Source organism: Caulobacter sp. 17J80-11, from assembly GCF_014349105.1.
In the GTDB taxonomy this organism is placed as follows: Bacteria; Pseudomonadota; Alphaproteobacteria; order Caulobacterales; family Caulobacteraceae; genus 17J80-11.
The window spans coordinates 31,434-55,897 of record NZ_JACSJI010000020.1 but is presented as its reverse complement, the minus strand read 5'-3'; the positions used below and the strand labels follow the sequence as shown (position 1 = coordinate 55,897).

At 70.9% G+C, this 24,464-nt stretch carries 15 protein-coding genes; 7 read left to right on the top strand and 8 right to left on the bottom strand.

All coding sequences use genetic code 11. From position 1 onward, the window contains the following. Positions 1-159 precede the first annotated feature (159 nt). The 3 genes from H8B08_RS16840 to H8B08_RS16830 are packed head-to-tail and all read left to right on the top strand — an operon-like array spanning position 160 to position 4,699. Positions 160-1,698, top strand: a complete 1,539-nt coding sequence (locus tag H8B08_RS16840) for a tryptophan halogenase family protein (RefSeq protein ID WP_187451351.1) — start codon at positions 160-162, stop codon at positions 1,696-1,698. Then, positions 1,695-3,176: a tryptophan 7-halogenase gene (locus H8B08_RS16835; protein ID WP_187451350.1), complete on the top strand. Its 1,482-nt coding sequence runs from the start codon at positions 1,695-1,697 to the stop codon at positions 3,174-3,176. The genes H8B08_RS16840 and H8B08_RS16835 overlap by 4 nt, the downstream gene beginning before the upstream one ends. A gap of 8 nt (positions 3,177-3,184) precedes the next feature. Further along, positions 3,185-4,699 carry a tryptophan halogenase family protein gene (locus H8B08_RS16830; protein ID WP_187451349.1) on the top strand — a complete coding sequence of 505 codons (1,515 nt, stop codon included), beginning with the start codon at positions 3,185-3,187 and terminating at the stop codon, positions 4,697-4,699. A gap of 2 nt (positions 4,700-4,701) precedes the next feature. Here the strand turns inward: H8B08_RS16830 and H8B08_RS16825 are convergent, their stop codons facing one another. After that, on the bottom strand, positions 4,702-6,477 hold the full coding sequence (locus tag H8B08_RS16825) for a glycosyl hydrolase family 28-related protein (RefSeq protein WP_187451348.1): 1,776 nt from the start codon (positions 6,475-6,477) through the stop codon (positions 4,702-4,704). Positions 6,478-6,632: 155 nt separating this feature from the next. Between H8B08_RS16825 and H8B08_RS16820 the strand changes: the two genes are divergently transcribed. The 3 genes from H8B08_RS16820 to H8B08_RS16810 all read left to right on the top strand — a co-directional run bounded on the left by H8B08_RS16820 (position 6,633) and on the right by H8B08_RS16810 (position 11,800). Beyond that, positions 6,633-8,222 (top strand): MFS transporter, encoded by a 1,590-nt coding sequence (locus tag H8B08_RS16820; RefSeq protein ID WP_255500911.1) that lies wholly within the window; start codon positions 6,633-6,635, stop codon positions 8,220-8,222. A gap of 3 nt (positions 8,223-8,225) precedes the next feature. After that, entirely contained in the window at positions 8,226-9,218 is a 993-nt protein-coding gene (locus H8B08_RS16815) for a glycoside hydrolase family 5 protein (RefSeq protein ID WP_187451347.1), read from the top strand. 92 nt (positions 9,219-9,310) lie between these two features. Then, on the top strand, positions 9,311-11,800 hold the full coding sequence (locus tag H8B08_RS16810) for an exo 1,3/1,4-beta-D-glucan glucohydrolase (RefSeq protein WP_187451346.1): 2,490 nt from the start codon (positions 9,311-9,313) through the stop codon (positions 11,798-11,800). Between the two features lie 10 nt (positions 11,801-11,810). Here the strand turns inward: H8B08_RS16810 and H8B08_RS16805 are convergent, their stop codons facing one another. Next, the gene (locus H8B08_RS16805) at positions 11,811-12,272 is read right to left on the bottom strand and encodes a flavin reductase family protein (protein ID WP_255500918.1); all 462 of its coding nucleotides are present in this window, start codon (positions 12,270-12,272) and stop codon (positions 11,811-11,813) included. Between the two features lie 980 nt (positions 12,273-13,252). Next, a complete protein-coding gene (locus H8B08_RS16800) occupies positions 13,253-13,747 on the bottom strand; it encodes a hypothetical protein (RefSeq protein ID WP_222934554.1) in 495 nt (164 codons plus the stop codon). 194 nt (positions 13,748-13,941) lie between these two features. Between H8B08_RS16800 and H8B08_RS16795 the strand changes: the two genes are divergently transcribed. Continuing rightward, complete coding sequence (locus tag H8B08_RS16795) at positions 13,942-15,426, top strand: NAD-dependent succinate-semialdehyde dehydrogenase (protein ID WP_255500917.1); 1,485 nt, start codon at positions 13,942-13,944, stop codon at positions 15,424-15,426. Between the two features lie 7 nt (positions 15,427-15,433). Here H8B08_RS16795 and H8B08_RS16790 read toward each other — a convergent pair whose 3' ends face one another. From H8B08_RS16790 to H8B08_RS16770, 5 genes are all read right to left on the bottom strand, one after another. Continuing rightward, entirely contained in the window at positions 15,434-16,042 is a 609-nt protein-coding gene (locus H8B08_RS16790) for a bacterioferritin (RefSeq protein WP_187451345.1), read from the bottom strand. Positions 16,043-16,136: 94 nt separating this feature from the next. Continuing rightward, positions 16,137-17,723 carry a carboxylesterase/lipase family protein gene (locus H8B08_RS16785; RefSeq protein ID WP_370545507.1) on the bottom strand — a complete coding sequence of 529 codons (1,587 nt, stop codon included), beginning with the start codon at positions 17,721-17,723 and terminating at the stop codon, positions 16,137-16,139. A gap of 160 nt (positions 17,724-17,883) precedes the next feature. Beyond that, entirely contained in the window at positions 17,884-19,494 is a 1,611-nt protein-coding gene (locus H8B08_RS16780; RefSeq protein WP_255500910.1) for an alpha-amylase family glycosyl hydrolase, read from the bottom strand. Beyond that, positions 19,491-21,311, bottom strand: coding sequence for an alpha-amylase family glycosyl hydrolase (locus tag H8B08_RS16775; RefSeq protein WP_187451344.1), 1,821 nt, complete (start codon positions 21,309-21,311; stop codon positions 19,491-19,493). The genes H8B08_RS16780 and H8B08_RS16775 overlap by 4 nt, the downstream gene beginning before the upstream one ends. Positions 21,312-21,451: 140 nt before the next feature. Beyond that, positions 21,452-24,253, bottom strand: a complete 2,802-nt coding sequence (locus tag H8B08_RS16770; protein ID WP_187451343.1) for a TonB-dependent receptor — start codon at positions 24,251-24,253, stop codon at positions 21,452-21,454. Between the last annotated feature and the right edge of the window lie 211 nt (positions 24,254-24,464).

Sequence of the window (24,464 nt, the reverse complement as noted above, 5' to 3'; positions counted from 1 at the left end):
AACGCGTCGTCGGTCTCCGGCGGCGCGTTCGTCTTTCAGTTCCCTTTGACAACACTTCTGCGCCGATCGAAGCTTCGCAGCGTTGCGCGTAGTGGGCGCCTTGGGGGCAGTGCCGTGTCAGCGAGTTCGTTCCGGCCGTCCGGCTTCGGGGGCGCTTAGATGTCCCGGCCCCTCGACGTCGTCATCGTCGGCGGCGGGACCGCCGGATGGATGACCGCGGCGGCCCTGGTCGGCGTGCTGAAGCCCAACGTCTGCCGAGTCCGCCTGATCGAATCCGACGAGATCGGCATCGTCGGCGTCGGCGAGGCCACCCTGCCGCAGATGAAGGACTTCAACGACCTCGTCGGGATTGACGAGGCGGAGATGATGCGCAGTACGAACGCCACGTTCAAACTGGGCATCGAGTTCCTCGACTGGGGCTTTAAGGGCTCGACGTACGTCCACCCGTTCGGCGCCCACGGCCAGGCCTGGGGCGGGGTCGGCTTCCATCATCACTGGCTGCGGGCGGCGCAGAACGGCCGGCCCTGGGACATCGAGGCGTTCTCCTACGCGGTCGTCGCCAGCCGCTGCGACCGCTTCGAATTCCCGTCGCGCGACCCGGCCGCGATCGAGGCGACCTACAACTACGCCTACCACTTCGACGCCTCGCTCTACGCCCGCTACCTGCGCGGCTTCGCCGAGGCGAGGGGCCTGCGCCGCACCGAAGGCAAGGTGGTGGAGGTCGTGTTGCACCCGGAGAGCGGGAACGTCGACGCCATCCGGATGGAGTCCGGCGAGCTGGTCGCGGGCGACCTGTTCATCGACTGCTCCGGCTTTCGCGGCCTGATCATCGGCCAGGCGCTGCAAAGCGGCTTCGAGGACTGGAGCAAGTGGCTGCCCTGCGACCGCGCCCTGGCCGTCCCCTGCGACCGCGCCGGCCGCTTCACCCCCTTCACCCGTTCGACCGCGCGCGAGGCCGGCTGGCAGTGGCGGATCCCGCTGCAACACCGAACCGGCAACGGCTACGTCTATTCGTCGAGCTTCATCAGCGACGATGACGCCGCCGCCACCCTGATGCGGAACCTCGACGGCGAGGCCCAGGCCGAGCCGCGCCCCTTGCGCTTCAAGGCCGGCCGACGGGTCGACTGCTGGCGCAAGAACTGCATCGCGATGGGCCTGGCCAGCGGCTTCCTCGAGCCGCTGGAGTCGACCAGCATCTACCTGGTCCAGGTCGCGATCACGAACCTGCTGCGGCTGTTCCCGCGCAACCCGGTCGATCCGGCCCTGGTCGAGGAATTCAACCGGCTGGTCGACAACGAGTACGACCGGATCCGCGACTTCCTGATCCTGCACTACCACGCCAACACCCGTGAGGATGGGGAGCTGTGGCGCTACTGCCGGGACATGGAGGTCCCGGACAGCCTGCGCAGCAAGATCGAGCTGTTCACCCGCCGCGGCCACCTCCCGCAGTACAAGGACGGCCTGTTCTCGCCGCCCAGCTGGCTGTCGGTGCTGCTCGGCCAGGGGTTGCGGCCACAGGCCTACGACCGGCTGGCTGACAACCTGCCGCTGGACGAGCTGTTCGCCCGCATGGAGACCCTGCACGCGCGCATCGACGCGCGCACGGCGGCCATGCCCGGGCACGACGCCTTCGTGCGCAGCTATTGCGCCAGCGCCGAGGCGGTGCGGGCGCCGGCCCTGGCCGGAGCCGACGCATGAGCCGCCGGCCCGAAAAAATCGCGGTGGTCGGACGCGACGCGGCCGCCTGGACCGTCGCCTTCGGCCTGCAGCGCGCCTTCGGTCGCGTCGGCGTCGCAGTGACGGTGGTCGATCTGCCGTCGCTGCTGGGCCCGGCCGACGTCTGTCCGGCGCTGCCCACCCTGGGCGGCCTGCACCGTCTGCTGGGCCTGGACGAGCGCGAAGTGTTGGCGTCCGCGGCGGGCGTCCACGCCCTGGGGCAACGCTTTGTCGGCTGGTCCGGGGGGCAGGGCGGCTTTCTGCACGCCTACGACAGCCAGCCGATCGGTCTGAACAGCGTCGACTTCCTGCAGTACTGGGTGAAGGGACGCGGCAAGGGGCTGGCGCTCGAACTCGACGAGTTTTCGCTGGGCGCGGCGGGCGCGCGCCACGGGCGGCTGGTGACCGACGCCGCCCCGGCGGCGGGCCTGCCGCGGCCGGCCCACGGCTACCACCTCCACGCGCGGGGCTATGTGGACCTCCTTCGCCGCAAGGCGACCGCGAGCGGGGCGACCTGCGTCTCCGGCGCTCTTCGCGGGGCCGACGTCGCGGACGGTCGGATCGCCGCGGTGGTGCTGGAGGACGGGACGCGGGTCGAGGCCGACCTGTTCGTCGACGCCACCGGGGCCGAGGCGGCGCTAATCGGCCGGCTGCCCGGCGACGCGGTCGAGGACTGGGGTCAGTGGCTCGGCTGCGACCGCGTGCTGACCGCGTCGGCCCCCCGCCTCGACCCCTTGCCGGGCTACAGTCAGATCGCCGCCTTCGACGCCGGCTGGCTGGGCCTTTATCCGCTGCAGGACCGCACGGCGGTGGTGGCCGTTTACGACCACGCCCGCCAGTCCGACGCGCAGATGCTGCAGACCGCAGCCGCCCTGTCGGGCCTGGCGCTCCAGGGCGATGCGACGGTCGCGCCGTTCCGCGCCGGATTCCGGCCCCGGCCCTGGATCGGCAACTGCGTGGCGATCGGGGAGGGGGCGGTCAGCCTGGAGCCGCTCGACGCGGCGCCCATGCACGTGGTCCAGGTCGGGCTTTCGCACCTGATCGCCTTGTTCCCGGTCGGCCCGGATTTCGCCCTCGAGACTGAGGCCTACAACGCCGCGATCGCTTCGCACGCCGGCAACCTGCGCGATTTCCAGATCGCCCACTACAAGCTCAACGGGCGCAGCGGCGAACCCTTCTGGGATCGGGCCCGCGACAGGCCTGCGCCCGAAACCCTGGCCTACAAGCTGAAGCTGTTCGCCGGCCGCGGCCGCGTGGCCCTCTATGACGACGAGGCGTTCCAGGAGCCGAGCTGGACCTCGATCTTCGTCGGTCACGGCCTGATCCCGCGCGACTACGACCCGCTGGTGGAAATGGTCGGCGAGCCCGAGCAGGTTCGCCATTTCCAGAACCTGCTCAGGCTGATCGCCGCCGAGGTGCGGCAGGCCCCGACCATTGCGGCCCGTCTGGCCCGTCCGTGAGTGCGAGCATGAACAGAGCCCTTCGCGACATCGTCATCGTCGGCGGCGGCACCGCCGGGTGGATGGCCGCGGCCGCTCTGTCCAAGGTGGTCGGCACGCAGAACTATTCGATCACCCTGGTGGAGTCCGAGCAGATCGGCACGGTCGGGGTCGGCGAGGCGACCATCCCGGCGATCAGCCTGTTCAACAACGTGCTCGGCCTGGACGAGGACGAGTTCGTCCGCGAGACCAACGCGACCTTCAAGCTGGGCATCGAGTTCATCGATTGGGCGCGGCTCGGCCACACCTACCACCACCCGTTCGGCCTGTTCGCCGGCGACCTGGGCGGGATCGGCTTCTCGCACTACTGGTTCCGTTGGTTGAAGGCCGGCGGCGACCCCGACAACCTCATGTTCAGCGCCGAGGCCGAGGCCGCCCGGCGCGGACGCTTCACCCGCGCCGACGGACGGCCGGGCCTGCCGAAGCTGCACTACGCCTTCCACTTCGACGCCAGCCTCTACGCCGCCTACCTGCGCCGCTTCGCCGAGGCGCGCGGCGTGGTCCGGGTCGAGGGCAAGGTCGTCCGCGTCCGTCAACACGCCGAGACCGGCTTCATCGAGGGCCTCGAACTCGACGACGGCCGCCGCTTACACGGCGACTTCTTCTTCGACTGCTCCGGTTTCCGCGGCCTCCTGATCGAGGAGACGCTGAAGTCCGGCTACGAGGACTGGAGCCGCTGGCTGCCGATGAACCGGGCCGCCGCCATGCCTTGCGCGCGGGTCGAGGACCCGGCGCCGCTCACCCGCTCCACCGCCCGCGAGGCCGGCTGGCAGTGGCGCATCCCGCTGCAGCACCGGACAGGCAACGGCTACGTCTTCTGCAACGAATTCATCGCCGAGCAGGAGGCCATGGACCTGCTGAGCCGGCGGCTGGACGGCGCGGCCCTGGACGAGCCGCGCCTGCTGAAGTTCGTCACCGGCCGGCGCAAGACCTGCTGGGTGAAGAACTGCCTGGCCTTGGGCCTGGCCAGCGGCTTCCTCGAACCGCTGGAGTCGACCAGCATCCACCTGGTGCAGTCGGGCATTTCGAAGTTCCTGACCCTGTTCCCGAAGAACGGCTGCGACCCGAAGCTGGTCGACCGGTTCAACTGGGAGATGGAACGCGACTACGTCAGCGTCCGCGACTTCGTCATCGCCCACTACAAGGTCTCCGAGCGCGACGACACGCCGTTCTGGCGCTACTGCCGCGACATGGACGCGCCCGACACCCTGGCCGCCAAGCTGGAACTGTTCCGCACCCGCGGCGAGGTGCTGGTCGACAACCACGAACTGTTTCGCGAGGTGAACTGGTTCGCCGTGCTGTACGGCCAGGGCCTGGTCCCGCAGGACCACCACCCGGTGGCCGACGTCATGTCGGACGAGGAGCTGCGGATCCGCCTGAGCGGTGCCCGCAAGGCCATCCTGGAGCGGGTGGCCGCCATGCCCACCCACCAGGAGTTCATCGACCGGCACTGCTCGGCCCTCCGGTCGGTGGACGCAGCTTGAGCCTAGCGGCGAGGACAGTCGACGGTCTCCCAGCCGGCGTTGCCTTCGGCGCGCTCGATCCTGAACCCCGCGCCGCAGTCGTAGACCCCTGCCGCGCCCAGGCCGTCGGCGCGGACCTCGCGGAAGGTCGCGGCCCCGGGCGCCTGAAGCTGCACCGCATGGGAGCCGGCCCCGCGGATGCGCACGCCGTTGAAGCCGACGCCGGAGATCGGCCGCTCGCCGATGACCTGGACGGCTTCGTAGGTGCTGTCGATCAGGTCGGTGTCGAGGATGCGGATGTCCGCGCCCTCGATCGGCCGGTCGAGCGCATAGAGCCACAGGGCGCCCACGCCGAAGCCCCAGTTCGGGTCCATCACGCCGGCCCGGACGGTGGTGTTGCCGCGAAAGGTCACGCGCCCGGCGAACGGCGTGGCCGAGAACCGCGCGCCCAGGTGCAGGCCGCCGCCCTGGGTCAGGGTGTCGGCCACCAGGCTTTCGGTCACGACGACATCCTGTCCGCCGTAGATGGCGATGCCGTTGGCCAGGGTGGGGGCGATCACCGAGTTATGCCGGAAGGTGAGGCGTGCGTTCGGGACCTCGTGCGACCAGGCCGCCAGGCCGTCGTCGCCGCTGTTGCGTACGAACACGTCCTCGACCAGGGCGTCGGTCACGCCGCGGTGGAAGTTCAGGCCGTCGGCCGCCTGGTCCAGCACCCGCACGTTCCGCACGACGACGCCGCGCATCGGCCCGTCGAACCAAAGGCCGACCTTGGTGTGCTGGATCCACAGGCCGCTGATGGTCGAGTCGCTCATCGCGCCGCCGACCCCGGCCAGCTGCGCCTTGTCCTTTCGCTCGCGGACCTCGCCGATGATCGCGAAGTCCTTCAGCGTCACCTCGCGGCTGCCGCCAGGCGCCTTGCGGCCGTAGACGCCGACGCCGTCGCCCTTCAGCACCGAGCGCCAGGCGCCGGCCCCGACCAGGGTCGCCTCGTCGACCTCGAGGTGGCGTTCGATCCGGTATTCGCCGGGCGGAATCCAGACCGGCCGGCCGGTCCGGCGCCCCGCCGCGATCGCCGCGTCGAAAGCGCGCGAGGCCTCCGTCGCGCCGCTCGGGTCGGCGCCGAAATCGACCACGGACAGGGCGTTCGCGGGCGGAGGCGGGGCGGGGCCGACCAGTTCGAAATCGGCCAGGTCGAGCACGCGCCAGGGCACGCCGTCGGCCTCGACCACGAAGCGCACGCGGGTCCCGGCCGGCAGAACCTCGCCCAGCAGCAGCCGGCTCTCGTCGTAGAAGTGGTGCGGGGTCCCGTCGGCCGGCCGGTTCGTGAACGGATAAGCGCCGTAGTACCAGCTGTAGCGCGAGGTCAGCTTCAGCGCGCCCAGCCGGCGGCCGTCGGCGTAGAGCGCGATCTCGCCGTCCAGCCCTCGCCCGTCGGCGGAGTCGGGCAGGGCGTAGCGCAGGGTCACCGCGTCGGCCGGGCGGTCCAGCACGACCTCGACGAACTCGCCCGGCGCGTCCAGGCGCACGGCGCGCCGGCCCGAGGCCTCGGCGGCCAGGGTGGCGAAGGTGCGGTCGGGGCCGATCAGCTCGCCGTCGGTGAGCCCGGCCTCGGCCTCGTGCTCCACGAACGGCACGCGCGCGCCGCGGCCGGCGGTGCGCTCGGGAGGCAGGGCGGCGACGGTGACGGGCGTGGCGCCCGGAGGTTCCGCAGCCGTCGCCGGCCGGGCGGCGCCCAAGACGACAACCTGGGCGGCGAGGACCAGCAGGACGCCCGAGCGTCTGGTTGCGGCTTGCGACATGGACGCCCCTCCCGACCTCGTCCGCCGGCGCCGTTCTACACCGACCGCGGGTCGGCGGGAACGCGCGCGGACGATCGGGTCCGGCGGCCTCAAGGGACTTTTGTTTCCAGCGTCGGCGCCGAGGCGCCGTCCACACGCTTCGGGGGGAGCGGCGAATGAAGATGGTGGACGTCGAGACGGGGCGCGTGTTCGCCGAGCGGCGGGGCGTGTGGGCGTTCTGGCTGGGCAGCGTGGCCGTGACCATAGGCGTGCTGCTGCACCTGCCCATGTACCTGATGGGTGCGGACATGGGCTACCGCATGGCCGGCATGCAGATGGACGCCGGCATGTGGACGGGCATGGGGCTGATCGCGCTGGGCGTGGGGCTGGCCGGCTACGGCCTGTTGCCGCGCCGCAGCGAGCCCGCCGTCGCCGGGCTGGCCGTCACCGCGCCGGAGGACGCGCCGCTCACGCCGGCCCACTGGCGGCTGATGGCGGTGCTGGTGATCGCCCTGGTGATCGACGTCATGAAGCCGGCCAGCCTGGGCTTCGTGGTCCCGGGCATGATCGAGGAGTACGGCCTCACCCGCGCCCAGGTCGCCTGGCTGCCGTTCGCCGCCCTGTCAGGGACGGTGGCCGGTTCGCTGGTCTGGGGGGCGCTGGCCGACGTGTTCGGGCGGCGCGCCACCATCCTGCTGTCGGCCGTCATGTTCGTCGGCAGCTCGGTCTGCGGGGCCATGCCGAGCCTGCTCGGCAACATCGTCATGTGCTTCCTGATGGGCGCGGCGGCGGGCGGACTGCTTCCGGTGGTCTACGCCCTGCTGGCTGAGATCATGCCGGCCCGCCATCGCGGTTGGGCGCTGGTCCTGGTCGGCGGCGTCGGCGGGGTCGGCGGCTATCTCGCGGCCAGCGGCTTTTCGGCCCTGCTGCAGCCGGAGTTCGGCTGGCGCATCCTGTGGTTCCTCAACCTGCCGACCGGCCTGGTGCTGGTGGCCATGAGCGGCCTGATCCCGGAGTCGGCCAAGTTCCTCATGAGCATCGGCCGCACGGCCGCCGCCCAGGAGGTGCTGCGCCGGTTCGGCTCGGTGGTCGCCGAGCGCGCCTCGCCCCCGGGGCCGCGCGCCGTCGCCTCGCCGGCCGCCCCGGCCGGCCGCGACCGCGGCCTGACCGCGGGGCTCAGCCTGGCCGCCCTGGCCTGGAGCCTCATCAACTTCGGCCTGCTGCTGTGGCTGCCGGCCGATCTGGTGGCCAAGGGCTACAGCGTTCATGCGTCCAGCGCCCTGCTGGCCAAGTCGGCCCTGATCGCCCTGCCGACGGTCGGGGTCGCCGCCCTGGTCTACAGCCGCTGGAGCACCAAGGGGTCGCTCGCCGGCGCGATCGGCCTCAGCATCCTCGGCGTGCTCAGCGTGCTGGTCATGGAGGCCGCGCCCGAAGGGGCGGTGAATCCGGTGCTGACACTGGCCTTGCTGCTGGTCGGCAGCAACGCCCTGCTGGCCATCCTGCTGCCCTACGCGGCCGAGAGCTATGCGGTGCAGGTCCGCGGCCGGGCGACCGGTTGGGTGGCCGGCTGCAGCAAGTTCGGCGGCCTGATCACCCAATTGCTGGGCATTCTCGCGGCGGTGCCGGCGCTGTGGATCGCCGCGCTGATCATCACCGTCCCGGCCGCCCTGGCCATGGCTCTGATCGGGGTGTTCGGGGTCGAGACTCGGGGACGGGCGCTGCCCGACGAGGCGCCGGAGGCCGCGCCGCAGCGGCGTGCGGGCTGAGCCATGGCGAGGGCGGTCATTCTGGCGCTCGTCCTTTGGGCCGTCGCGGCGGCCGCTCCGGCCTGGGCGCAGACCCCGGTCGAGCGGCACGGCCAGCTCGCCGTGCGTGACGGCCGCATCGTCGACCAGCACGGTCGCCCGGTGGTGCTGCGCGGCATGTCGTTGTTCTGGAGCCAGTGGCAGGGCCGCTACTACAACGCCGAGGCGGTGCGCTGGCTGAGGGACGACTGGAAGGTCGACGTCGTGCGCGTCGCGGTCGGGGTCGAGCCGGACGGCTATCTCCGCCACCCCGGGCGGGAGATGCGCAAGGCCGAGGCCGTGATCGACGCCGCCATCGAGGCCGGGCTTTACGTGATCGTCGACTGGCACGCCCATCAGCCCGAACCGGAGGCCGCGGCCGCCTTCTTCGAGCGCATCGCCCGGCGCTACGGCGATCGGCCGAACGTCATCTACGAGCCCTGGAACGAGCCGCTGCGCGAGCACGGCTGGACGGGCGTGGTGCGGCCCTACCACCTCGCGGTGGTCGCGCGCATTCGCGCGATCGATCCCGACAACCTCGTGGTCGCCGGCACGCCGACCTGGTCGCAGGACGTCGACGTCGCCGCCGCCGATCCGCTGCCGTTCACAAACCTGGCCTACACCCTGCACTTCTATGCGGGGACCCACCGGCAGGAGCTGCGCGACAAGGCGGAGGCGGCGCTGGCGCGCGGCGCGGCCCTGATGGTCACCGAATGGGGAACCAGCGAGGCGACCGGCGACGGCGTGCTGGACGAGGCCGAGACGCAGGCCTGGTGGGACTTCCTGGAGACGCGCCAGATCAGTTACCTGAACTGGTCGGTGGCCGACAAACCCGAGACGGCTTCGGCCCTCAAGCCTGGGGCGGCGGCCACCGGCGGCTGGACCGACGAGGACCTCACCGCCTCCGGCCGGCTGGTCCGCGCGCATCTGCGGCGGCTGACCGGGGCGGAGCCGGATTCCCTGATTTCACAGCCATGACAGCGTTATCATTCGGCGTTGACAGCTTGGCCGTGACGGCCCAGCGTCGCTTCGACAACCATTGTTATCGGGTTGGCCCGGGGGAGCCTGCGATGACCAAATCCCGTCTCATCGTCTCCGCCGTCGCGCTCGCCGCCGCCCTCGGGTTCGCGGCCTCGGCCGCCGCGACGCCGCCGCCGCACGCGCACGCCAGTCCGTCGGTGTGGCCACGCGCGGCCAGCCCGGCGGCGATGACCGACGCCGCCGGCGAACGGTTCGTGGACGCGCTGATGGCCCGCATGACCTTGGAGGAGAAGGTCGGCCAGGTGATCCAGGCCGACATCTCGGCCATCCAGCCGCGAGACCTGGCCGAGTATCCGCTGGGCTCGATCCTGGCCGGCGGCAACTCAGCGCCCGGCGGCGACGAGCGCGCCGCGCCGCAGAAGTGGGTCGAGCTGGCCCGCGCCTTCCGCGCCGCCGCCGCCGCGCGGCCGGGTGCGAAGGTCCCGCTGATCTTCGGCATCGACGCGGTGCACGGCCACAACAACGTCGTCGGCGCCACCATCTTTCCGCACAACATCGGCCTGGGCGCCGCCCGTGACCCGGACCTGATCCGCCGCATCGGCGAGGCGACGGCGCTGGAGGTGGCGGTCACCGGGGCCGACTGGACCTTTGGTCCGACCCTGGCCGTGCCGCAGGACGACCGCTGGGGCCGCACCTATGAAGGGTACGGCGAGGACCCGGAGATCGCGCGGAGCTACGCCGGCCCTATGACCCTGGGCCTGCAGGGCGAGCTCACCGCCGGCGCGCCGCTGGCGGCCGGCCACATCGCCGGTTCGGCCAAGCACTTCCTGGCCGACGGCGGCACGGCGGGCGGCAAGGACCAGGGCGACGCGCGCGTGGCCGAGCGGGAGCTCATCGACATCCACCTCGGCGGCTATCCGGCGGCGATCGACGCCGGCGTGCTGTCGGTGATGGCCAGCTTCTCGAGCTGGAACGGGGTCAAGCACTCCGGCAACCGGACCGTCCTGACCGACGTGCTGCGCGGCCCGCTGGGCTTCAAGGGCTTCGTGGTATCGGACTGGAACGCGCACGGCCAGCTGCCCGGCTGCTCGAACGAGAGCTGCCCCGCGGCCTTCAACGCCGGCATCGACATGTTCATGGCCCCGGACAGCTGGAAGGGCCTCTACCGCAACACCCTGGCCCAGGTGCGGTCCGGCGAGATCCCGATGGCCCGGCTGGACGAGGCGGTCCGGCGCATCCTCACCGTGAAGGTCAAGGCCGGCCTGTTCCGCGCCGAGCGGCCGGTCGAGGGTAGGTTCGAGCACCTCGGCTCGCCGGAGCACCGCGCCCTCGCGCGCGAGGCGGTGCGGAAGTCGCTGGTGCTGCTCAAGAACAACGGCTCGGTCCTGCCGATCCGGCCGGGCGCGCGCGTGCTGGTCGCCGGCGCCGCCGCGGACGACATCGGCCAGGCGTCCGGCGGCTGGACCCTGACCTGGCAGGGCGTCGGCAACACCAACGCCGACTTTCCCAACGGCCAGTCGATCTGGAGCGGCCTCGCCGCCGCCGTGAAGGACGCCGGCGGAACGGCCGTGCTCAGTGCGGACGGGACGTTTGTCGAGCGCCCGGACGTAGCGATCGTGGTGTTCGGCGAGACGCCCTACGCCGAGTTCCAGGGCGACGTGGAGACCCTGGACTTCGCGCCGGAGGGGCCGCTGACCCTGCTGCGCAAGCTGAAGGCGCAGGGCGTGCCGACGGTGTCGGTGTTCCTCTCCGGCCGCCCGCTGTGGACCAATCCCGAGATCAACGCGTCGGACGCCTTCGTCGCGGCCTGGCTGCCGGGATCGGAAGGCGCGGGGGTGGCCGACGTGCTGGTCGCCGGCCCGGACGGCCGGCCGCGCCACGACTTCCAGGGCGTGCTCGGTTACTCTTGGCCGAAGGACGCCGGCGGCGCGCCGCTCAATCGCGGCCAGCCGGGCTACGATCCCCAGTTCGCCTACGGCTACGGCCTGACCTACGCCCGCGGCGGGGCGGTCCCGCAGCTTTCCGAGGCGCCGGGCGCCGCCGCGCAGGCGGGCGCCGCGGATCGCTATTTCGTCGACGGCCGGGTCGTTGCGCCCTGGTCGTTGCTGCTGCGCGACGCAGGCGGCGACTCCCGCCTTGGACAGGAGGCGCAAGGGCGCAGCCCGCGCGGGGCGGTCCGGGTCGGCGCGGCCGACGGCGCCTCCCAGGAGTCGGCCCGCACCTTCGCCTTCTCCGCCGACGGCCGGGCGGTGGTCCTCGGCCCGGCCGTGGACCTCTCCCGCCAGACCAACGGCGAGATGGCGCTGAGCTTCCGCTATCGGGTGGACGCTCCGCCGACCGCCGGCGTGGACCTGACGGTCGGGCAGGGACGGGTCGGGCTGGCCGAGACCTTCAGGAAGGCGCCGGTCGGCGAATGGCGAACCCTGAAGGTGCGGCTCTCTTGCCTGAAGGCGGCGGGCGCGGACGTGGGCGCGGTCGACGAGCCGTTCGGGCTGGCGAGCGCCGGCCGGTTCACGGTGACGGTCGAGGACGTCCGGCTGGCCGCAAACGAGGGCGACACGGTCTGTCCCGGCCGCTGAGCGGCGAACTTCAGTCGGGGACGTGGACGCTGCGGTAGCGCCCCTGGAAGAACAGCAACGGGTCGTGCTCCGGCGACCAGGCCGCGTCCAGCACCCGGCACACGAAGATGACGTGGTCGCCGCCGTCGTAGGCGGCGTGCCGGCCGAGTTCGAACGTCGCCATGGCGTCCAACAGCACGGGCGCCCCGAACCGGCCGGGCGTCCAGCGCCCGGTCTCGAACCGGTCGGGGCCCGGTCGCCCGAAGCGGGCGGACACCGCCTCCTGACCGTCGTGCAGGACGTTAACGGCGTAGGTCCGCGCCTGCTCGAAGGCCGCCAGCGCGCCTAGTCGCCGATCGAGGCAGAACAGGACCAGCGGCGGATCCAGCGAGACCGAGGAGAACGAGTTGATCGTCGCGCCGACCGGCCGGCCGTGCTCCTCGGTGGTGACGACGGCCACGCCGGTCGCGAAGCAGGCGAAGGCGTCGCGCAGTTCGCGCTCGGTCAGGACCGGCCGAAGCGGCGCGCCGCGGGTGGTCAGCCCCCGGCTCCGGGGGTCGGCCGAGGCGACACGCCCCGGAATTCGCAGGCGTAGTTCGCCGCCTCGTTGGCGCTGTTCGCGCCGGGGATGGGGTGCAGAACGCCGCCCCGCTCGGCGCACTCGCGAACCAGCCGCTCGTACTCCGACGGCTTCGAGGTTCCCGGCGAGGTCGCGCACCCCGCCAGCGCAGCCGCAGCGACCCAGACCAGCCCAACCCGCATCGACGTCCCCCCTTAGGTGATCGATCGTTCGCGATAGTCGGTCACTTCGAAGCGTGCGTCCACAGCTTCGCGGTTCGGCGGTGTGTGCGTGTGCGTTCCCGAAAGGCCTGGGCGCGAGGCCATGGACCCGAGGGCTGCCGGCGAAAGCGACCGTCGGCGAGCTCGCGATCCCGGCACAGGGGCTCAGCAGGTGTGCCTTTTCATTCGCCTAGGATTAACGTATTGAAAATATGAGATTTCTCTAGATTGTGGATCTAGCGCTCTTAATGGCGCACGGCGGCGTCTACTATGCGCCTGTGGCTTAGCTATGCGCGCGGGACCAAGGACAAGGACCAAATATCAAAACGGCTGGTGCGCGTCCCCGCACCCGAACTTCCCGAACAGCCCCGCCTCATAAGCGGGGCTGTTCGCGTTTCAGGGCCCGGATGACGCAAACGGGGCCGGCAGCCCACTTCGTGCGCACGGCCGAGGCGCCCACGTCCCGCGGCGAGATCGAGCCGCTCCACCGCTTCGGCGCCGAGGACGCGGCCTGAACCGGCCCCGTCTCCTTCCTTCGAATGAGGCGCGGCCGGGTCCGCCGGCCTAAGCCCTCGCCGGTGCGCCCGCGGGCGTGTCCGTGGAGGAGACCGGCATGAACGTCAGCCTCGTCGCGCGCGCCGTCGCGCTGGCGGCCCTGCTTCGCCACAGGCGCCAGCGCGCGAGGGGCCCGCGTCAGGCCATGAGGTGTTTCATGAACCCTGCGAACAGCACCAGGAACCCGCCGATTTCGCCTGCGGCCAGCAGATAGATGAAGGCCCTCATCGAGCGCCCGTGGACTTCGCGGGCGCCCAGCCGGTGGGGACGGCGAAACTGATTGTCGGTGTCCCTCATGATCCCGTGCGCCGCATAGCTCGCGACGGCAGCGGCGAAGAACACGACCGGGGCGGCGACGGCGATCAGGTTGACGGTCTCGCCCCAGACGCTCAGGCGGGCGAACTCCGCCAGGACCAGACAGGCGAAGGCGTACATCAGCGCCGCGCGATGGCAGAGGTCGACATAGAAGGGCGCCTCGCCCTTGGCGTTCGCCGTCATGGCCTGGAACTTCCAAAGGCCAGTGCCCAGACCGGCCAGGAAGAACAGGCCGCAGCTCGACTGAGCCAGCACGACTCCCGTCATCACGCCGCTCCCGTCCGGGCGCACTTGCAGGTGCGGGAGGTGCAGACGCATTGGCGTTGGCTCGACATGGCGGGGCCTCGATTTCCGTTGACGCCGCCGTGTCTATTCAAGCGCGCGCCGACGCGATTGAACGATGGGGCTACGGATCGCAGACCGGTGGCGCTTCGCGTCCGGCTCGACCATATCGGTGCTGCGGCTCGACCCAGAAGCCGGCTTTCTGCAAAGGCGTCCGTGACGTGACCACCCTGACCGCCGACCGCGACGACACTCTGACCGAGCGCGCCCGCCTGGCGCTGGCCCGCCCCGACCTGCTGCGTGAGCGCGCCTATGTCGACGGCGCCTGGCTGGACGGCGAGGCCGTGATCGAGGTGACCAATCCGGCCACCGGGCGTGTGCTGGGCCGGATCCCGGATCTGGGCCGCGAAGCCGCGCTGGCCGCCGTCGCCGCCGCCGACCGCGCGCAGGCGGACTGGGCGCGACGCACCGCCAAGGAGCGCGCCACCGTGCTGCGCCGCTGGTTCGAGTTGATCAACGTGCACATTGATGACCTCGCCCGGCTGATGACCGCCGAGCAGGGCAAGCCGCTGGCCGAGGCCCGCGGCGAGGTGGCCTACGCCGCCGCCTTCCTGGAATGGTTCGCGGAGGAGGGCCGGCGCGCCTATGGCGACCTGATCCCCGGCCACCAGGGCGACAAGCGCCTGCTGGTCATGAAGCAAGCCGTCGGCGTGGTCGCGGCGATCACGCCCTGGAACTTCCCGGCCGCCATGATCACCCGCAAGGTCGGCCCGGCGCTCGCCGCCGGCTGCACCGTCGTGCTGAAGCCCTCGGAGCTCACCCCGTTCTCGGCCCTGGCGCTGGCCGCCCTGGGCGAGGAGGCCGGCGTGCCGCCGGGCGTGTTCAGCGTGGTCACCGGCCGGCCCGGCCCGATCGGCGAGGTGATGACCGACGACCCGCGCGTGGCCAAGTTCACCTTCACCGGCTCGACCGGAGTAGGAAAGCTGCTGGCCGCCCGCTGCATGGGCACGGTCAAGCGCGTGTCGCTGGAGCTGGGCGGCAACGCCCCCTTCATCGTGCTGGACGACGCCGACCTGGACGCGGCGGTCGAGGGCGCGATCGCGTCCAAGTTCCGCAACACCGGACAGACCTGCGTCTGCGCCAACCGCTTCCTGGTGCACGACCGCGTCTACGACGCCTTCGCCGAGCGGCTGGCGGCCCGCGCCGCGACCCTGCGGATCGGCGACGGCCTGGAGGGCCCGACCGACCAGGGCCCGCTGATCAACGCCGCGGCGCTGGCCAAGGCGCGGGGCCACGTCGACGACGCGCTGGGCCTCGGCGCGCGGCTGCTGACCGGCGGCGAAGTGTTGCCCGCGCCGGGCGCCTTCTTCAGCCCGGCCGTCCTGCGCGACGTTCCCGCGCGCGCCCTGCTGAACCGCGAAGAGACCTTCGGTCCGGTCGCCGGCCTGATCCGCGTGGCCGACGAGGCGGAAGCCGTGCGCGTCGCCAACGACACCCGCGCGGGCCTGGCGGCCTACGTCTACACTCGCGACGCCTCGCGCTGCTGGCGCATGGCCGAGGGGCTTCGCTACGGCATGGTCGGCCTGAACACGGGCCTGGTCTCCACCGAGGTCGCGCCCTTCGGCGGGGTCAAGGAATCCGGCCTCGGCCGCGAAGGTTCGCGCTACGGCCTGGACGAGTACCTGGACACCAAGCTGATCAACTGGAGCGTCTGACCGGGCTCTAGTGCGGCGGCCGCGCGCCCTGCGCCGGCGCGCCGCGGCCGGCCATGGCGCCCTGGGCGGTGCGGTCCGGCGCATGAATGGCCAGCAGGTCGACCATGTCGCTGGCGTGGTCTTCCTCCACGGCCAGGATCCGCTCCATCAGCACGCGCGTGGTCGGGTCGGCGTCGCCGAAATGGCGGATCAGCTCGCGGTAGTGGTCGATCACGATCCGCTCGGCCACCAGGTTCTCCTCGATCAGGGTGACCAGCTCTTCGCCGGTCTCGTACTCGGTCGCCGAGCGGGCGGTCAGGGTCTGCGGGTTGAAGTCGGGATCGCCACCCAGCTGGTTGATCCGCTCGGCCACCCACATGGCGTGGTCCTGTTCCTCCTTGGCGTGCTCGGCGAATTCGGCGCTGACGCTCTCGCTGGCGAGGCCCGTGGCGATAATGGCGTGCTGGGTGTAGCGCATGACGCAGACCAGCTCGGTGGCCAGCACGCTCTGCAGGATCTCGATCGTGCCGGCGGCGTCGGCGCCGTAGGTTTCGGTGACCGGGCCGGTCTCGACGTGCCGCCGCGCGCGGTCGCGCAGCGTCCGGACGTCGGTGAGGAACGGCTTGTTCTGCGGCATCGAAACCTCCTGGGGCGGGCGCGAGGGCGAAACCCCGGGCCGCGTCCGCCGGGTCCGCGCGCGATCTCGCCAATTGCCGGCGGAGGTTCGGTCGCTACAGCGTGCCGGTCTGCACGTAGGGCACCTTGGCGAACAGCCGCCGCTCGTCCCCGCGCGGGTCGTCCACCGGCCTAGGCGCCAGATCGAACGACAGCGTCGTGCGCCGCTCCAGGCCGTAGCGCGGCCACTCCGGAACAGCCGGCGTGCGCGGGTCGCCGGTGCGCGCGAAGGCGATGAAGGCGTCGGTCATGAGCTCGGACATGTGTCGCGCCTCGACCCCGTCGCCGCTCAGAGCGTTTGGCGCGGCGGTGGTGCCGAACACCAGCGGGATGTCCAGCATGTGCGGCGCGCCCCACTTGCCGCCGTCGATCGGCGAGCCCCAGTCCAGTTGGTAGGCCCAGGTCGGCGCGCCCTGCGCGGCCCGGGCCTCCAGTTCGATCAGGGCGCCGCGCCAGGACCGTCCGGCCGTGGTGGCGGCGAAGAACACGTCGCTGGGCGAATAGGCCGGGTACAGCCGCCGGTACTCGGCGATCACCGTCTCGGCGTCGATGTCCACGAACAGGGCCGGCTGCAGCCGCGCCGGCAGCTCGTCCCAGGAGAGCGCGAACAGCGAGGGATCGCTTCCGCCGATCAGGTTGCGGGTTTCGCCGCGGGTGTTGCCGATGATCATCGGCACGCCGGCCGAGATCGCCGGCGCGTCCGGCCAGAACGGGTGGCGGCTCAGCGAGCGCTCGTCCTGCACCGGGCCGAAGTAGAGGCCGCCGGCGATCGGATCGCGCGCCGACAGGCCCTCGACGAGACGCTCGTAGGGCAGGGTCGCCAGCTCGCCGACCTGCTCGGGCTTCAGCTTCAACGCCTCCATGAAGGCGCGCGCCCGCGCGGTAGCGCCGCGCGGGCCCTGGGCGGTGACCTGCTGACCGCTCATGGTCGCGGCCCGGTGGAACAGGCCCTTGGCCGCCGGCATCGACATCAGACTGGCGATCTTGGCCCCGCCGCCGGACTGGCCGAACAGGGTCACGCAGTCGGGATCGCCGCCGAAGGCCGCGATGTTGTCGCGCACCCAGGTCAGGGCCTGCACCAGGTCCATCAGCCCGACGTTGCCGGAATCCGCGTAGGCCGGCCCGCCCAGCTTGGCCAGGTAGAGGTGGCCGAAGGCGTTGAGGCGGTGGTTCAGGGTCACCACCACCACGTCGCCGCGCCGCGCCAGCCTCACGCCGTCGTACAGCGGGTCCGAGCCCGAACCGTGCGCGTAGGCGCCGCCGTGGACGTAGACCATCACCGGCCGCCGGGCCCGGTCCAGCCCGGGCGTCCAGACGTTCAGGTACAGGCAGTCCTCGCTGGTCGGCTCGCCCGCCTTGCTCTGCGGCGAGGCGGGGCCGTAGGCGGTCGTCTCGCGCACGCCCTTCCAGGCCGGCGCGGGCAGCGGCGGCTGGAAGCGCCGGCCCGCCGTGCTGGCCCCGTAGGGAATTCCGCGGAAACCGCTGACACCGGTGTCAACGTAACCGCGAACCCGGCCGGCCTTGGTCGCGGCCACGGGGGCGGGCGTCGCCGCCCAGGCCGGCGCGGCCAGGCTGGCGGCCGCGCCGGCGGCCAGCAAAGTGCGGCGGCCGAGGCTGATCGATCGATCGGATGTAAGGTTCACGCGGCGACCCTCCCTGTGCGGGAATGATGGGCCGCCCCGCATTTCCGTCAAGGCGGCGCCAGAGCGCGATAGCCGAAAGTGGATGCCGGTTTCGGCGGCGATCGCGCTCCAACTACATGAAACCAGGGTCTTTCCGTTTCGAACCCGAAACGGAAAGACCCTAGGCCCGTTCGGCCACGAAGCCCGACAGCGGCGGCAGGACCGCGTTGGTCGCGCCGCCCACGCTCTGCAGAACGGTCCAGTCCGGCCTCGCGACCGCGACGGCCTCGGCGCCCAGGTTGAACAGGCAGACCAGCCGCCGGCCCTCGTGCTCGCGCTCGAAGCCCACCAGCGGTTCGGCCACGTCCAGCATGGTCACCGCGCCCAGGCGCAGCGCCGGCTCGGCGCGGCGGAAGTCGAGCAGGCGACGGGTCAGGTGCAGCATCGACTCGTCGTCGCCGGCCTGGCGATCCACCGCCAGCGGCAGGTGCTCGTCCGGCACCGGCAGCCACGGTCGCGCCTGCGAGAAGCCGCCGTGCGCCTGCCCGGCCGTCCACGGCATGGGCGTGCGCGCGCCGTCGCGGCCGAGCGTCTGCGGCCAGTTGGCGATGGCTTCGGGATCCTGCAACAGCTCGCGCGGGATCACCGCCTGCGGCAGGCCCAGCTCCTCGCCCTGGTAGAGGAAGATGTTTCCGCGCAGGCAGAGCAGCAGCAGCATGCAGACCCGCGCGGCCCGCTCGCGCTCGCTGGCCTGGGCCCAGCGCGAGACGTGGCGCGGCGCGTCGTGGTTGGAGAACGCCCAGCTGGGCCAGCCTTCCTGCGGCGCGCCCGGCCACACCGCGATGGCGTCGCGCACCACCTGCGGGGTCAGGGTCTCGGCGTAGAGGTAGTTGAAGCCGTAGGCGCTGTGCAGCCGCTCCGGCCCGTGGGTGTACTGCTTCATCTCGCCGTCGGCGAGCTCGCCGCCGACTTCGGCCACGATGAAGCGCCCGGCGTAGCCGTCCACCACCTTGCGCAGCCGGGTCAGGAAGCCCGGGATGTCGCCGTGCGACTTGTTGAACAGGTGGTGCTGGAAGTCGAACGGCCGGGTGCGCTTCAGCGGCACGTCGACCGGCGGGTTATCGCGCAGGCTCGGGTCGTGCATCAGGAAGCTGACCGCGTCGAGGCGGAAGCCGTCGACCCCGCGGTCCATCCAGAAGCGCGCGGTGTCCAGCAAGGCTTCCTGCACCTCGGGGTGGTGGACGTTCAGGTCAGGCTGCGAGCTCAGGAAGTTGTGCAGATAGTACTGCTCGCGCCGCGCGTCCCAGGTCCAGGCCGGGCCGCCGAACACCGACTGCCAGTTCGACGGCGGCGTGCCGTCCGGCTTGCAGTCGGCCCAGGTGTACCAGTCGGCCTTGGCGTTGGTGCGGCTTGAGCGGCTCTCCTGGAACCAGGCGTGCTGGTCGGAGGTGTGGGAATAGACCTGGTCGATGACGACCTTCAGGCCCAGCTTGTGGGCGCGCTCGACCAGCCGGTCGAAGTCGGACAGCGTGCCGAACACCGGATCGACGCCGCGGAAGTCGGCGATGTCGTAGCCGAAGTCCTTCATCGGCGAGGTGAAGAACGGCGACAGCCACACCCCGTCGACGCCCAGGTCGGCGACGTGGTCCAGCTTTTCGATGATCCCCGGCAGGTCGCCCACGCCGTCCCCGTTGGAGTCGGCGAAGCTGCGCGGATAGATCTGGTAGATCACCGCGCCGCGCCACCAGTCGCTCTGGGTTCCGGCGCGCGAAACGGGAAGCTGGATGGTCAACGCGGTTCTCCGTGCGCCGCGACGGCGCAGATGATGTAGTCCAGCGGGGCGACTGTCACCCCGTAGCTTCCCGGCGCGCTCGCCTGCGGCGCGCAGGTCCCGTGCAGCGAGCGCCAGGCGCCCGAGGTCGGGTCGACCTTGACCTGGGCCGTCACCGGCGCGGTCGAGGTGTTGATCGCGACCAGGGTCTCGGCCCCGTCCGCGCCGTGGCGGGAGAACGCGAACAGGCCCGGCTCGGCCCCGTAGGCGCGCGGGACCATGTCGCCGGAGCGCAGCGCCGGATCGGCCGCGCGGACCCGGGCCATGGCCGCCAGCTCGCGATAGAGGGCTCCGTCGGTGCGGTAGAAGCCGTCGGAGCCCGGCTTCGTGCCGGCGACCAGGCGGTTGTCGTTGTAGGAGGCGACCTTGCTGGGGAACATGTCCTCGCGTGCGTCGCGATCGTTGGCGTCGCTGACGAAGCCCTGCTCGTCGCCGTAGTAGATCACCGGCACGCCACGGCTGAACATCATCAGGGCGTGGCCCAGCAGCACGCGCTTCTCGAGTTCCTCGTCCGAGATGTCGGGCCGCGCCTTGCGCAGGAATCCGGCGAAGCGGCCGGCGTCGTGGTTGCTCACGAAGGTCGGCGTGATCCGGGGCGCGCCGTCGGGATAGAGAGCGTCCGCCTCGAACAGGCGGGCCAGCTTGTCTGTCCCGTCCTTCCCGCCCAGGCTGGCGATCGCGGCGGTCTGGAAGGCGTAGTCCAGCGGCGCCGGCAGGCGCGCCAGGCGCGTCTTGCGCGCCAGTCCGGCCGCCTCCAGGTCGTAGATCTCGGCGAAGATGTGGAAGTTGGGGATGCCCTTCGCCCTGGCGCGCGCCTGCATGGCCGGGACGAAGGCGTGCCAGAACTCCGGGTTCACGTGCTGGGCGGTGTCGATGCGGAAGCCGTCGACCCCGAACTCGTCGATCCAGCGGCCGTAGACGTCGATAAAGCCCTGCACCACGCGCGGCTGCTCGGTGAACACGTCGTCCAGCCCGACGAAGTCGCCGATGTCCGTGCTTTCGCCGGTCCAGGTCGTGTCGCCGCGGTTGTGGTAGTTGCGCGGATCGTTCAGCCAGTCCGGCGACTTGGCGTGTTCCTCGCCGCCCGGAACGTAGGGCGTGTAGGCGTAGTCGGGGCTGGTGATCGCCTCGAAGTTCGCGCCGGTGAAGCCCTCGTTGATCGGCGCGCCCGAAACCCCGCCGCGGCGCGAGTACGGATAGTCGGCCAGGCTTCGGTAGCCGCAATCGTTCTGCGGGCACTCGCGGTACTTGATGACGTCGGCCGTGTGGTTGGTGACGATGTCCAGATAGACCTTCAGGCCGCGCGCATGGGCGGCGTCGACGAAGGCCTTCAGGTCCGCCTTGGTCCCGAAGTGCGGATCGACATCGGTGAAGTCGAGGATCCAGTAGCCGTGATAGCCGGCCGACTCCTGGCCGGGGCGGCCCTGCACCGGCTTGTTCTTGTAGATCGGCCCCAGCCACACGGCGGTCGCGCCCAGGCCCTGGATGTAGTCCAGCCGGGCGGTCAGGCCCTTCAGGTCGCCGCCGTGATAGAAGCCGGCGTCCGCCGGATCGAAGCCGGTCTTCAGCCGGTCGCCGGACAGGCCGCCGCGGTCGTTCTTCAGGTCGCCGTTGGCGAAGCGGTCGGGCAGGACGAAGTAGATCACCTCGTCCTCCGGCGCGCGCTGCCGGTAGGCGTCGGCGGAAACCGCGGGCGCGGCGCTCGCGGCCGAACCGGCCAGCAGGGCGACGGTCAGGGCCGCGCTCGCGGCCGTACGCCAGGTGCTCGACTTCACCATAGCTCCCTCCCGATTGCGGCGTCTGGCGCCGGCTTGCGGGCGAGCGGGCCCTTGCTCTGGGCCCGCTGGCGCGAAAGCCGCGGACGAAAAGGCCCCCCGGCCGGGTTCGACCGGCAGGGGGGCCAGAAGGCGGACTGGACTTAGAAGCGGTAGTTCACACCCAGCATGTAGGTGCGGCCGTAGCGCTGGAAGTCGGTGACCTGGCGCGAGTCGCTGTTCTGGTAGGTGGTGAACGGCTCGTCGGTCAGGTTGTTGGCCTGGAACAGGACCGACAGGCCTTCCATCGGGCCCTCGCCGAAGCGGTAGCCGATCTGGGCGTCGATCACCGACTCGGCGTCCACGAAGCGCTGGGTCCGGCCGTTGCCGAAGCCCGACACCTCGCCCAGGAACTTCGACCGGTAACGGTCGCTGACCCGGGCCTCGAAGCCGTTCTTCTCGTAGTAGATCGTGGTGTTGATCACGGTGTCCGACAGGCCCGGGATCGGCGTCGCCGGATCACCCGGGTTCGGCTTGATCGAGCTCTCGGTGAACGAGGCGCTGCCGCTCACGCCGAAGCCGTCGAGGATCTCGGCGAACATGCCGAACGGCACCGAGGCGGTCAGCTCCAGGCCGTAGATCTTCCCACCTTCGCCGTTTTGCGGGGTGGTCAGGTAGCCCTGGTGGAGCGTCGGCGCGGTCGGCCCGCTGTAGGCGACGCCGCTGAAGTCGTAGAGCTCCGAGCGGTCGTAGACGTAGGTCTTCAGGTCCTTGTAGTAGGCCGCCGCCGAAACGTAGGCCTTACGCCCGAAGTACTTCTCGTAGGAGACGTCGATCGAGTCGGCGAGCCACGGCTTCAGTTCCGGGTTGCCGCCGTTGGCGCTCCACGGCGAGTTCGCGAGGTTCGTGCTCGTCGCCTTGCCCTGGTCGAAGTTGAACTGAACGCTGGCGCGCATCTGGTCCATGCGCGCGCGCGCCATGGTCCGGGCCGCGCCGAAGCGCAGCAGCTGCTCGTTCGGCAGGGCGAACGTCAGGTTCAGGCTCGGCAGGAAGTTGGTGTACTCGTCGCCGCCCGACAGCGGACGGGTGTAGATGGAGCCGCCGGGGCCAGGCGAACCGATCGCGCCCAGCGCGTCGGAGCTCTGGTCGGTGTTGACCATCTGCAGGCCGATGTTGCCGGTCATCGGGATCGAGCCGACCATGGCGTCGATGTCCGCCTTCACGAAGGCGACCGAGACCTTCTCGTCGACGCGCCAGCTCTTCACCGCCACGTCGGCGTTCGGGTTGGCGACCCGGCTGTAGACGCCGCTGTTGATCAGCGCCATCGGGTCGTAGCTGACCATCCCGTCGATGCCGATGAAGTCCAGCGAGGTGGTGCCGGTGATCGCGCTGGCCGGGATCGGCACGCTGGCCGGATGGCCGGCGACCTTCAGGAACCACTCCTCGTTGTCGAGGGTCTTGCTGCGATCGGTCAGGTTCAGGCCGAATTCGACGCTGTCGAACCAGTCGTTCTCCAGCTCGCGCTTGGCGCTGACGCGGGCGGCCCAGAGCTTGTCCTCGGTCGAGGGCATGTTCAGGTAGCCGTCCTGGCCGCCCGGCAGGGCCGCGTTGGAGCCCCAGCCCTGCGGCATGGTCAGCTTGATCAGGCTCGGATCGGCGTAGTCGATGCTGGACGAGAACATCGCCCGGCCGTCGCCCATCATCTGGAAGCCCAGGGTGTCGGTCGCGCCGACGCCCGGACGGCCGGTGCCGGAGTAGCTCTCCAGGACCATGTCCGTGCGCTCGACCTTGGACAGGCTCAGGTCGACGACCGCGGTCCAGTGGTCGCCCATCTGCGCGGTGGTGTTCCAGCCGACCGAGGCCAGAGTGGCGTCGCGAGTGTTCATGTCGTTGCGGACCACCGCCCCGACGCCGCTGAAGGTGCCGGAGGTGATCATGCCGTTATCGACGGTCGTCGTCGGCTGCAGCGTCGCGCCGCTCCAGTAGAGCGGGAACTCGATGCCCTTCAGGTTCTGGACGTCGCTGAACTCGGAATAGAAGACGTCGATCGTGTGGGTCGCGCGGGCGTCCGGCTTGATTTCCAGCGTGCCCATAACGCTGTCGCGTTCCAGCTCGCCCGACATCACGTACGGCTTGGCGCCGCCGAGCACCAGTTTGCCGGCCTCTTCCGAGTAACCCGGCAGCGGCGTGCGGGCGTTCGACGGACCCTGGCCGTAGCGGTTGTCGCCGAGGTCGACGGTCGGATAGCCCCAAGCGTTCCAGCGCTCGGACTGGTAGGGCGTGTTGATGTGGGAGTAGCCGAGCGCCAGGCCCAGCTTACCGTCGAAGTACTGGTCGATGTAGGAGACGCTGTAGCGCTGGCCCTTGTCGGTCGAGCCGGCGGCCAGGGCGCCGATGTCGTTCCACTCGTAGCGGTAGCCGGCCGCGATGGCGCGCTTGCCGTATTCCAGCGGGCGCACGGTGCGCATGTCGGCGGTGCCGGCCAGGCCCTGGCCCAGCAGGGCGGCGTCCGGGGTCTTGTAGATCACCACCGAGCTCAGCAGCTCGGACGGATACTGGTCGAACTCGACGCCGCGGTTGTTGCCGGTGGTGACCTGCTCGCGGCCGTTCAGCAGCGCGGTCGAGAAGTCCGGGGCCAGGCCGCGGATGCTCAGCACCTGGCCGCGGCCGTCGAGGCGCTGCAGCGCCAGGCCGGGCAGGCGGCCGATCGACTCGGCGATCGACACGTCCGGCAGCTTGCCGATGTCTTCAGCGGAGACGACCTCGACGATCGAGGACTCTTTCTTCTTCACCGCGATCGAGCTTTCGATGCCCGCGCGGATGCCGGTGACCACCACTTCGTCGACGTTGGACGCGTCGGACGCGTCCTGGGCCTGAGCGATGCCGGTCCCCGCCAGCAACAGCACCAGGCTGGTGGCCGCGCCGCCCATCAGGCGCGCGCGGTTACGCTTGAAACTCGCTGTCATGTTCCCCCCTTGCGACCGGGCGCAATCTCGCGCTGCAGTTCCGGCCGTCTGCCGCAAACTATTGCAAGTTTTTCACAAACGGCAATTGCAAAATTGCCACGCTTGCCGCGGCATTATGCGCGACCTGTTGCCGCACATGGTTATCCGTAAGCGCCAACTGGTGTTTTTCCGCCTTTTGCGGCTGGAAATCCCTGCGTTGACACCTTGGTCG